9 protein-coding genes are annotated in these 11,284 nt (G+C 37.2%); 3 read left to right on the top strand and 6 right to left on the bottom strand.

Features of this window, described 5'->3' with window-relative positions; genetic code table 11:
* Window positions 1–2 precede the first annotated feature (2 nt).
* A complete protein-coding gene (locus EPA86_RS13050; protein WP_140604286.1) occupies window positions 3–527 on the top strand; it encodes a DUF2062 domain-containing protein in 525 nt (174 codons plus the stop codon).
* A gap of 153 nt (window positions 528–680) precedes the next feature.
* On the opposite strand, the gene ruvB is transcribed toward EPA86_RS13050, so the two are convergent.
* From ruvB to EPA86_RS13020, 6 genes are all read right to left on the bottom strand, one after another.
* Entirely contained in the window at window positions 681–1,688 is a 1,008-nt protein-coding gene (gene ruvB / locus EPA86_RS13045; protein WP_140604284.1) for a Holliday junction branch migration DNA helicase RuvB, read from the bottom strand.
* A gap of 175 nt (window positions 1,689–1,863) precedes the next feature.
* Window positions 1,864–2,499, bottom strand: a complete 636-nt coding sequence (gene ruvA / locus EPA86_RS13040) for a Holliday junction branch migration protein RuvA (RefSeq protein WP_140604282.1) — start codon at window positions 2,497–2,499, stop codon at window positions 1,864–1,866.
* Between the two features lie 177 nt (window positions 2,500–2,676).
* A complete protein-coding gene (locus EPA86_RS13035; RefSeq protein WP_140604280.1) occupies window positions 2,677–3,837 on the bottom strand; it encodes a DUF418 domain-containing protein in 1,161 nt (386 codons plus the stop codon).
* Between the two features lie 136 nt (window positions 3,838–3,973).
* The gene (gene ruvC / locus EPA86_RS13030) at window positions 3,974–4,513 is read right to left on the bottom strand and encodes a crossover junction endodeoxyribonuclease RuvC (RefSeq protein WP_140604278.1); all 540 of its coding nucleotides are present in this window, start codon (window positions 4,511–4,513) and stop codon (window positions 3,974–3,976) included.
* Between the two features lie 106 nt (window positions 4,514–4,619).
* Window positions 4,620–6,407 carry an aspartate--tRNA ligase gene (gene aspS, locus EPA86_RS13025; RefSeq protein WP_140604276.1) on the bottom strand — a complete coding sequence of 596 codons (1,788 nt, stop codon included), beginning with the start codon at window positions 6,405–6,407 and terminating at the stop codon, window positions 4,620–4,622.
* 135 nt (window positions 6,408–6,542) lie between these two features.
* The gene (locus EPA86_RS13020) at window positions 6,543–9,434 is read right to left on the bottom strand and encodes a transporter substrate-binding domain-containing protein (protein WP_246058392.1); all 2,892 of its coding nucleotides are present in this window, start codon (window positions 9,432–9,434) and stop codon (window positions 6,543–6,545) included.
* Window positions 9,435–9,524: 90 nt separating this feature from the next.
* Between EPA86_RS13020 and cmoA the strand changes: the two genes are divergently transcribed.
* Both cmoA and cmoB read left to right on the top strand, forming a co-directional pair.
* Window positions 9,525–10,259 carry a carboxy-S-adenosyl-L-methionine synthase CmoA gene (gene cmoA, locus EPA86_RS13015; protein ID WP_140604274.1) on the top strand — a complete coding sequence of 245 codons (735 nt, stop codon included), beginning with the start codon at window positions 9,525–9,527 and terminating at the stop codon, window positions 10,257–10,259.
* A gap of 33 nt (window positions 10,260–10,292) precedes the next feature.
* A complete protein-coding gene (gene cmoB, locus EPA86_RS13010; protein ID WP_140604272.1) occupies window positions 10,293–11,270 on the top strand; it encodes a tRNA 5-methoxyuridine(34)/uridine 5-oxyacetic acid(34) synthase CmoB in 978 nt (325 codons plus the stop codon).
* The last annotated feature ends 14 nt before the right edge of the window (window positions 11,271–11,284 follow it).

Genomic DNA, 11,284 nt, shown 5'->3' with positions numbered 1-11,284 from the left:
CTATGCCAAAAAAAGCAATCAAGCGCTTGATGCCCGACCATCAAAGCATTAAAGAAAATAAGTACTTAAAAATATTTGGTAACTTGCTGCATAATGCAAACCTTTGGCATTTAAACCGCCACTCTGTTGCTAAAGCATTTGCTGTGGGTCTGTTCTTTGCCTTTATTCCTGTGCCGTTTCAAATGGTATTAGCCGCTGGCGCTGCTATTTTATTCCACGCGAACTTACCTTTATCTATAGCCTTAGTATGGTTAACTAATCCATTAACAATGCCGGTTATTTTTTATGCCTGTTATGTTGTAGGTGCGTGGGTGTTAGCAGAGCCACCACAAGACTTTGTCTTTGAAGCAAGTTGGCAATGGGTTGTTGATAGTTTATCGACTATTGGCCCTGCTTTTTTACTTGGTTGCGGAATATTAGCCGTGATCTTCTCAATATTGGGTTATGTCGGTATACAAACTTTATGGCGATATAGTGTGATAAAGGCATGGAAAAGCCGTTGTTATAAAGATATTGAGACGAAATAATGAAGGTAAAGTTAAATTAGCTTAACTTTTTCACTTTTATTTTCACTTTTCACATAGCTTAAGTATTTTTCACTTAACTTAGCTTAAATTAAATTAAATTAAATTGAATTAAGTTAATTTCAACTAAGCTAGCTTCCCCCTTTGAGGAAAGCGTTATTCACTAGGACGAGATATTGAAAAGTGCTGATAGGCTCTATCAGTTGCTATTCTGCCACGTGGCGTTCGTTGTAAGAAACCTTGCTGAATTAAAAACGGCTCAAGCACATCCTCTATGGTTTCACGTTCCTCACCAATTGCTGCCGCTAAGTTATCTAGACCAACAGGGCCCCCCATAAATTTATCGATAATGGCATGCAAAAGTTTTCTATCCATAACATCAAAACCTTCATTATCAACTTCAAGCATATCGAGCGCAGCCGCTGCAGTCTCTCTAGTTACTACACCATTAGCTTTAACGTCTGCGTAATCTCTTACGCGACGTAACAACCTATTGGCTATTCGTGGCGTGCCTCTTGAGCGTCTTGCCACCTCAAAGGCACCTTCTTCATTCATTTTCAAATTTAAGAAATGGGCTGAACGAGAAACAATACTAGTTAGGTCTTTAACATTGTAAAATTCTAAACGCTGTACAATACCAAACCTGTCTCGTAACGGTGAAGTTAAGGCTCCAGCTCTTGTAGTTGCACCAATTAAAGTAAATGGGGGTAAATCAAGCTTAATAGAACGTGCCGCAGGACCTTCACCAATCATGATGTCGAGTTGATAGTCTTCCATCGCTGGGTACAGCACCTCTTCTACAGCAGGGCTTAAACGATGAATTTCATCAATAAAAAGAATGTCATTCTCTTCTAGGTTTGTTAACAGTGCTGCAAGGTCACCGGCTTTTTCAAGCACTGGGCCAGAGGTGGTTCGAATATTAACACCCATCTCATTAGCCACAATATTTGCCAAAGTGGTTTTACCTAAACCTGGAGGGCCAAATATAAGTAAATGATCGAGCGGCTCACCGCGATTTTTAGCTGCAGGAATAAATATTTCCATTTGCGCTTTAACGTGAGCTTGCCCAGTATAGTCTCGTAACATTTTAGGACGAATGGCACGATCGACGCCTTCATCTTCAATGGTGGCTACGGGCTCAATTAAGCGATCCGCTTCTATCATTTTGACTTGTTTCCTCGTTTTATTCTTTGCAAAGTTAACCGCTTATATTTGCACCTATACTCAAATAGCCTTGGCAGTAGTAACCCTTAAACATTAGCTCTATAGTCAGTAACTCTATAACCATAAACTCTAAAAAGTTGATTCATCTATCCTAAAGTCACTGACTGTGAATCATTTATAACATTGACTTAAGAGCATCACGAATAATATCTTCGCTCGACATCCCCTTGCTATACACTTGCTTCACGGCTTTATCCGCTTGTGCCTGTTTATAGCCTAAAGAAATCAATGCGTTGATCGCATCACCTTTATCATCATTAACAAAGTTATCGACAAAGGTATATTCTGCGGATAATTGATCGGGCATAGCATCGGTTGCAGGCGTATTCATCGGCATTTGCGCTTGCCAATCTTTTAATTTATCACGCATTTCAATGAGCAATCGCTCCGCGGTTTTCTTACCAACACCGGGAATTTTAACAATGGCATTAACATCATCATGATTAACACAACTAACAAACTGGTTTGCCGACATACCAGATAATATCGCTAAAGCTAATTTTGGCCCAACACCATTAACTTTAATTAGTAAGCGAAAAAGCTTTCGCTCAACTTTATTAGCAAATCCATATAACAACTGCGCATCTTCTCTAACGACAAAGTGCGTATATATAGTTGCTTGTTCATTAAGTTCCGGTAAGGCATAAATGCTAGTCATTGGCATACTCACCTCGTAACCAACACCTGCACATTCAATGAGGATTTCAGGAGATAATTTTTCAATTAGAGTGCCACGTAAACGACCAATCACAGCTATATACCTTAAAGTTACGAAGAGAGTTAATTTAAGTTTTTTTAATTCTACTAGATAATAACACTATATATTTATACAGTAAACAGGTCGTTATGATTCTCTTATCTATCCAACTAAATGGGCAAAAATCTTATACATCGGTTAGTACTCAAACTAAAAAATTAGCATCTGAAATTATGTGTCATGATCATTACTGAGTTTTAACTGATTACTTTTCATATTTTTTAAATACAACTTTCGCCATAAAAACTCTAAAGGTCCCTGCTCAAAATAACGCAGATAAGCTTGTGCTAATGTAAGTTGAAGAATAATAAAAATAACCGCAATAAGAAAATAATCGAGAAGTGTTGCGTGTATGTTGAACTCTGGAATAATCCAACGAAGAAGTATTGCCATACAAATAGATTGCATAATATACAAGGTAAATGCTAATTTTCCAGATGAAGCAAGTAACGTCAGAAGTTTAGACTTATTGTTAGCTATCTTAACAATGATATGTGCATATATCAGGGCAATAAAAATTGCGGGAACACTCGCAATGACCTCTTTCACATCTCTCTCACCAGGAATAGCCATAAGTTGAGGTAACAGACTTAGTATTGACAACAAAATGCCTGCAATTAACACCTTAATAAAAGTGCTATTTTCAAAACCTTTATGAAAGAAATCACTACGGTATAAGTAAATCCCCAAATACATCAAGCCAGCGATTTCCCAAAAAATGAAAAAAAACGATAGTAGTAATAAACCAAGAGAAAATACACTTTGTGTTTTTACTTGATAAAAATAATTACCGTACCATCGATTAATCTGCTCTAGGTAGGTTTCAGAGCCTCGAGAAATGCTCTCAGATGAATCATAAGTACCTATAACAAGTAAGAAAATAATTAAACTAAGAATACTACCTATAACCAAATATTGTTTGGCTTTTTGAAATAGCGGTTCTAACGATAAATCCAGACTTTTAATAACTAACATGCCGGACAAGCTATAAAGCATCAAAATATCTCCGCCAAAAATAAAGACGCCATGAATAAACCCAAAAACAAACAGCCAATTAAGCCGCGTTTTTAAAAAAGGTATAGGTTCTCCATTTTTTTTAAGGCAAGATTCATACTGTATAGCTAAGCCAACACCAAATAAAAGACAAAATAAACTTCTAAATCGGCCATCAACAAATAGAGTATTAAATATTGAAATGATTTCATCAGACAGAATAGCAACATCTAAAGAGATATAGCCTAATTCAATATTAGCGTGGTAGGTAATATTCATGAATAATATCCCCAGAATCGCAATTCCTCTTAGAATATCAATAGATACTAATCTCGTCATTTCACCCAGCTCTTCACTTCAATAAAAATACACATATCAAACATTTACAACGGGCATTTATTCTTTAAATAACACTAACATCGTATTATTAATGCAGCTTTAAAGTAATACACAGTACTAGTTTCTTTGGTATGCTTTAACGTAAACGACCACGTACAGTCTTACTTGCCTGCCCTGCTAACTTGCTTAAACTATCATGACTATTAGCATGACAAAGTGCGACCGCCAAGGCATCCGCAGCATCAGCTTGTGGTGTCCCTGGTAATTTCAAAATGTTTTTCACCATATGCTGTACTTGAGCTTTATCCGCACCACCTGTGCCTACCACGGCTTGCTTTATTTGTCTGGCAGAGTACTCGGCTACAGCTAAACCATTATTGGTTGCTGCGACTATAGCGGCACCACGGGCTTGACCAAGTTTCAGAGCTCCACCTGGGTTAACTCCCATAAAGACTTGTTCAATGGCAAAGAGTTCAGGTTTAAATTGAATAATCAATTCTGATACACCTGCAAAAATTATCTGTAAGCGTTGACTAAAATCTTCATCAGAATCTTTACCACCTGAAATCGCTTTAATGCAGCCACTTCCTAGATAAGAGACTTTGCGCCCCTCTTTTTGAATAACACCATAACCAGTTATGCGCGAGCCTGGATCGATACCTAATATAATACTCATATGTTCTTTTAATAAAGTTAAAAAGTTGATAATAAAAAAGCGTATTGATGCATAGCATACAATACGCTTTTTATGATTTGCGAGTAAAGAGCTGAGTTACTGAGTATTATTCGCTATCAGCAGCGTTCTCTTCTTTATCTTCAACAATAGTTTGTACGCCCAACTCTGCAAGTTGTGCTGGGTTAGCTTGACCTGGGGCATTGGTTAATGGACATGCCGCTGTTGTTGTTTTCGGGAATGCCATCACATCACGAATTGACGTTGCGCCAGTCATTAACATAACTAACCTATCTAAACCAAAAGCTAAACCAGCATGTGGTGGAGCACCGTACTGTAAGGCTTCAAGTAAGAAACCAAACTTCTCTTGTGCTTCTTCATCACTAATGCCTAAAATTCTAAATACTGTTGCTTGCATTGCTTGGTCGAATATACGAACTGAACCACCACCTAACTCACAACCATTTAACACCATATCATAAGCATCTGATAATGCGCCTACAGGATTCGCTTCAAGCTCTTCTGGTGTTAAATTTGTTGGCGCAGTAAATGGATGATGCAATGCATGCATATGACCATCAACTTCTTCAAACATTGGGAAATCTACAACCCATAATGGTTTCCACTCACCTTCAAGTAGTTCAAGGTCTTCACCTAACTTAAGACGTAGCGCACCTAATGCTTCAGTAACAACATTGTAGCTATCTGAACCGAAGAAAATAATATCACCTGTTTTGGCATTAGCACGTGCTAATAACGCGTTTACTGCGTCTTCAGATAAGAATTTCAAAATAGGTGATTGTAAACCTTCCATGCCTTTATCTAAGTCATTAACTTTTAACCAAGGCATACCCTTTGCACCGTAAATACCAACAAACTTAGTTAAGTCATCGATATTTTTACGAGAGAATTTAGCCGCACCACCTGGTACACAAATAATAGATACACGACCTTTTTCATCGTTTGCAGGGCCTGAAAAAACTTTGAACTCAACATCTTTTAAGATATCGGCAACATCAACAATTTCAAGTGGGTTACGTAAATCAGGCTTATCGCTACCAAAACGTGTCATAGCTTCGCTATATGGCATGCGTGGGAATTCGCCTAAATCAACATCTAACAATTGTAAAAACAAGTCACGAATCATTGTTTCGGTAACTTCCATCACCTGTTCACTAGTCATGAATGATGTTTCAATATCAATTTGGGTAAATTCTGGCTGTCTATCAGCACGTAAGTCTTCATCACGGAAACATTTTACGATTTGATAATAACGCTCCATACCCGACATCATCAGCAATTGTTTAAACAACTGTGGTGACTGAGGTAAAGCAAAAAAACTGCCTTTGTGAGTACGGCTAGGGACTAAATAATCACGAGCACCTTCTGGAGTTGCCGCAGTAAGAATCGGCGTTTCAATATCTAAAAAGCCTTGCGATTCTAGTGATGTACGAACCGCTGAAGTTACTTTAGCTCTAAAGCGCATACGCTCTGTCATCTCAGGACGGCGTAAATCTAAGTAACGATATTTTAAGCGCTGTTCTTCTGAGTTAGTTTGGTTTGAATCAAGCGGTAATGGTGCAGATTTATTTAAAATAGTTAATTCAAGACCTAGTACTTCAATAGCACCTGTTTTCATGTCTTTATTTACTTGGCCTTCAGGGCGAGCGCGTACTTTACCTTTTAATTGCACACAAAACTCATTTCGTAATGTATTTGCAACGGCTAGTACTTCTGGAAGATCAGGATCATAAACAACTTGTACAAGACCTTCACGATCTCGTAAATCAAGAAATATTACCGCACCTAAATCGCGACGACGGTTTACCCAACCACAAAGAGTAACTTCTTGACCAATATGAGATTCATTAACCTCACCACAATAAATACTACGCATTAATTTTTGCCTTGATAAATGTAACGAATTTGCTTTTTACAGCATTAAAATTCGTAAGGATTCAATTTTTGCGCATATTATAAAGCAAAGAAAGTTATTGTCACCCTCTGACAATCTTCCCCCTGTGGTTTATTTTCAAGAAGTGCTTCCCTGTGCAGAAATAGACTCTTGAATATTACGATTAAAGAGATAATGATTTTTACCTGAAGCTTTAACCTTATACATCAACGTATCAGCTACTTTTAACAGGTCTGACTCATTATCTCCATCTTCTGGGTACAAAGCGATGCCGATACTACAACCAATACTCGCTACTTCTTTTGATAACTCAAAAGGCTTTTGAATTAGCTCTAATACTTTTTCCGCCACATAAGCGGCTTCATTGGCGCCATGTAGTCCCGTTAATAAAAGGATAAACTCATCACCGCCAAAGCGAACTACGGTATCTGATTTTCTAACACACCCCTGTAAACGGTAAGCCACGATTTTTAATAACTCATCTCCCACATCATGGCCGTGAATATCATTAATAGTTTTAAACCCATCAAGATCAATAAACAGCACAGCAACCTTTAGTGACTGCCTTTGATGAAACTCAATGGCTTTAGTCAACCTATCTTTTAATAAAACTCTATTTGCTAACCCTGTTAATTCATCATGAGTCGCCATATGCTTCATGATTTGCTCAAGCTGCTCTCGGTGTTTTATCTCGCTTTGCAAACGCCTATTCCACATCACAATAACAATAAGCACCAAAAGTATTAAGACGCCAATTTGTGCACCCACTTGCAAGACAACTTTTTTATCTAAGCCAGTGTTGATAGCGAGGCTAAACCATTTATCATAAATTTCCTGCTTCTCTTTTGCCGAAATACTAAGTATGCCTTTATCAATTATATCTTTTAAAATGGGTTTATCAGGGTTAATACCAAACCGACTTTCATCAACACTCACACTTCCCATTACAGAAATCATTAAAGACACTATACTTTCTCGCTTAAGTAAATCCGTGGCGGAAGCTAACGTCGCGATAAAGCCATCCACTTTATCTTGTTGAATTGCCGATAAACCTTCATTGCGGTTGTCCACTAAGACAAAAGTAATTAAAGGGTATTTTTCACGTAACTCATCAACTAAGTAATAGCCCTTAATAATAGCTAATTGTTTACCAAAGAAATCATTTAGAGTTGCCTTTTTACCCAAATGTTGAGGGTGTATAATAACCCATGGCATTTGCCAATAATTTTCACTAAAAAGAACGTGTTTTTTTCGTTCATCGGTTTGTGTAATACCGCCTAATGCATCAACTTCCTTATTGAGTAATGCTTGATATAAAAGATACCAACTCGAATAGGTCTTGTAATTGAATTTTAACCCAGTCCTTTCACTAATTTTTTTTGCAATGTCACGATTAATCCCCTTTATTTCACCTCGTTCATCAATAAACTCTATAGGTGATAAATCATCGACAATCCCCATCATTATGAACTCATTATTTTTTATAAAGTTTTTCTCTTCTGGGGTTAAATGGATTTTTTGTGCCAATTTTTTATAGTAATGGTCACCATCTTGTAGCCAGCGTTTTTCAATTTTCACCAATTGATTAATATCTAGTTCTGCAAATCCATCGTTAATCATGCTTAACAATTTATCATTTTGCTCATGTAACATAGGTGCTAACTTTATTGAGAAAACAGGCGCTTCTAACACATAAAACTCTGACTGTAAGTTGGCCTGAATTAACTTTGCATTCATCAAATCAACAAGGCTTATCATCGCACTAATTTCATGGGTCTCTGCGGCTCTAAGCATATCATCTGTATTTTTAAATAAGACGATGTTTAAATTTGGGTAAGCATTCAATACTTGTTGTTTGTAAGTCGATTTTGCAACCAACCCTATCTTGTTGTTTGTAAGCTGGTTCAATTGGGTTAAGTTTTGAATCCTATTATGTACTGTATTAATATAAATCTGAGCTGTTGATTCATAAATAGGCTCTGCAAAAACACCATCAATGTCTGTATGCTCACTTTGTGGGTAAGCCATTAAAACATCGATATTTTGATGCCGCATATACTTAACGTCTTCTTTTAGATCATGAATAATAAATTCAATATTAATACCTGTTTGTGATGACCAATATCGCCATATATCGATCAGTAACCCCTGTGGTTTTCCTGACGGGGTAAGAGCCATATAAGGTGGGAAATTAGGAGCAACACCTATTTGTAAAGCATCCTTTTGTTTCTCTATACCAAGCCACTTTCTTTCAATAGCTTCTCTTTCTTCTTGAGATATATTAGCTAAACCTTGCTCAATAAGATTTAGCAAGCCTTCATTACCTTTAGCCACGGCAACAGCATAATCACCTTGCTGATACTTCAACCGTTTATAAGCAGGAAATAACTGGTTCAATTTCTTGTAATGCTGAAAATCCTTAGCGAGTTTTTCAAGGCCAGTAAAGGCCAATATCTCTCCTTTTAACGCAGCATTGTATAGTTCTGGACGACTTTGAAATAATTTATGCTCAAGCTCAGGGTAATGATTTGAAAGAAAGCTAATGTGAGCAGAGCCTTTAACAACACCTATTGTGTATGGTTTTAAGTCATTCAAATCACTGACTTTGCTTAAGTTTTGGTGAATATACAAATGTGTATATAAAGAGAATATAGGTTTTGAATAACTAAGAAACACTTTTCTTTCGTCAATGACTGATAATCCAGCATGTATATCTATGGTGCCATCGGCTACTTTAGCTAATGTGTTATTCCATGATAAAGGAACAAACTCAATATCAACTTGCTGTTTCTTAGCCCATAAACGCCATAAATCAATCATTAGGCCAACAGGTTCATTCTCAGAATTTACTGAGTGATAGGGAAAAGAAGTTGCGTTAATAGCAATAGTTATAGGTTTTTCATTAGGTACCGCTGCATATAAATTAGCACTTAGCAATACATTTAACAAAAACAGGCAACTAGCATGAAAGCAAAGCTTGGTTAACAAAGCCTTTAGTGTATTGTTCAAAAAAATACCCTTAACATCGGTGTTATTTATATTGCTATCAGTTAAAATAGCCAGCTATAAAATTGATAACTGTGTAAAGAAAACTGATAAATGCAAAACTCTGAAACTGATCTCATTTATTCGAACCCACATAAGCAAGTGAAAGACTTTGCTTTTGATGCTCAGGTGGTCGAAGTATTCCCTGATATGATCAGTCGCTCCGTTCCTGGATATAATACTATTATCGACACAATAGGCCGACTTAGCCAACAGTTTGTTAAAGAAAATAGTAACATATATGACTTAGGTTGCTCTTTAGGGGCTGCAACCCTTGCCATGCGTAAAGGCATATCAGCAAATAACTGCCAAATTATCGGTGTTGATAATTCAACAGACATGGTTAAACGATGTAAACTTCATATAGAAGCATTTAAAGGCAACACTCCTGTTGAGATTATTGAAGGAAATATTCAAGATATCGAGATTACTAATGCCAGCATGGTCGTTTTAAACTTTACCCTGCAATTTATCGAAAGATCTCAACGAGAAGCTTTGTTAACTAAAATAGCTAATGGCCTCAACCCTGGTGGATTATTAGTTCTATCTGAAAAAGTCTCTCACGGGGACAGCAAAACAGATGAATTACTGATTGACTTGCATCATAAGTTCAAGCGAGATAATGGTTACAGCGAATTAGAAGTTGCCCAAAAGCGCTCAGCTTTAGAAAAAGTCATGTTAACAGATACAACCGAACAACACATAAACCGATTAAAAAATGCAGGCTTTAACCATATATCTCCTTGGTTTCAATGCTATAACTTTATCTCATTTGTCGCGATTAAATAACGTTCATTTTTCACCAATTATTGAAATACATATATGTCTAGTCTTTTTAACTCATTCTATCAGCAAATAGCCGACAACCGCTTAAGTCCTTGGCTAAACACCCTACCTGCTCAACTACACCATTGGCAACAAAATGAATTACACGGTGAATTCAAACATTGGCAAAAAACACTTGATGCATTACCTAGTGTTGCAAATAAAGAAGCCATTGATGTTGATTTACAAAATGGCGTAATCGTTGGTCAATCAAGCGACTTATCACATGGTGAATTTAAACGCTTAGAAAATCTAATGAAGAAATTTAAACCATGGCGAAAAGGGCCTTATCACCTGCATGGTTTGCACATAGATACTGAATGGCGCTCAGACTTTAAGTGGGACAGATTAGCAGAGCATATTAGTGACTTATCGGGGCGTTATGTTTTAGATATAGGCTGTGGTAGTGGTTATCATTTGTGGCGTATGCGCGGTGCAGGGGCTGAATTTGTTGTCGGTGTCGATCCAACACAGTTATTCTTAATGCAATTTAATGCCGTACAGCATTTTATTAATGACAACCACGTCAACCTCTTGCCATTAGGTGTAGAGCAGCTGCCAGAATTAAAAGCTTTTGATACTGTTTTCTCTATGGGTGTTCTCTATCACAGACGCTCACCAATTGACTTTTTATACCAACTAAAGTCTCAACTGGTCAAAGGTGGTGAGTTAGTATTAGAAACTCTCATTGTTGATGGGGATGAAAATACAGTACTCGTTCCTGGCGAGCGTTACGCAAAAATGCGAAACGTCTGGTTTTTACCCAGTGAAAAAGCTATGTGTGCATGGTTAGAGCGTTGTGGCTTTAACAACGTACGTGTAGTAAACACTGATGTTACCGCACTCGATGAGCAACGAAAAACACCTTGGATTGATACCGAATCATTACAAGATTTTCTCGACCCTAATGACCAAACTAAAACCATTGAAGGTTACCCTGCCCCTAAACGAGCAATTTTTATTGCTAATGCTTAATTTTCGTTTTAAAT

The organism is Litorilituus lipolyticus (assembly GCF_006439335.1).
In the GTDB taxonomy this organism is placed as follows: domain Bacteria; phylum Pseudomonadota; class Gammaproteobacteria; order Enterobacterales; family Alteromonadaceae; genus Colwellia; species Colwellia lipolytica.
The sequence above is the reverse complement of the archived record's forward strand: the minus strand, read 5'-3'. Positions and strand labels throughout refer to the sequence as shown.

Coding starts and splice junctions, on each gene's coding strand:
- EPA86_RS13035 (WP_140604280.1), bottom strand. CDS start 3,837: ATGACGAGATTAGTATCTATTGATATTCTAAGAGGAATTGCGATTCTG.
- EPA86_RS13050 (WP_140604286.1), top strand. CDS start 3: ATGCCAAAAAAAGCAATCAAGCGCTTGATGCCCGACCATCAAAGCATT.
- cmoB (WP_140604272.1), top strand. CDS start 10,293: ATGTCTAGTCTTTTTAACTCATTCTATCAGCAAATAGCCGACAACCGC.
- ruvB (WP_140604284.1), bottom strand. CDS start 1,688: ATGATAGAAGCGGATCGCTTAATTGAGCCCGTAGCCACCATTGAAGAT.
- aspS (WP_140604276.1), bottom strand. CDS start 6,407: ATGCGTAGTATTTATTGTGGTGAGGTTAATGAATCTCATATTGGTCAA.
- ruvC (WP_140604278.1), bottom strand. CDS start 4,513: ATGAGTATTATATTAGGTATCGATCCAGGCTCGCGCATAACTGGTTAT.
- cmoA (WP_140604274.1), top strand. CDS start 9,525: ATGCAAAACTCTGAAACTGATCTCATTTATTCGAACCCACATAAGCAA.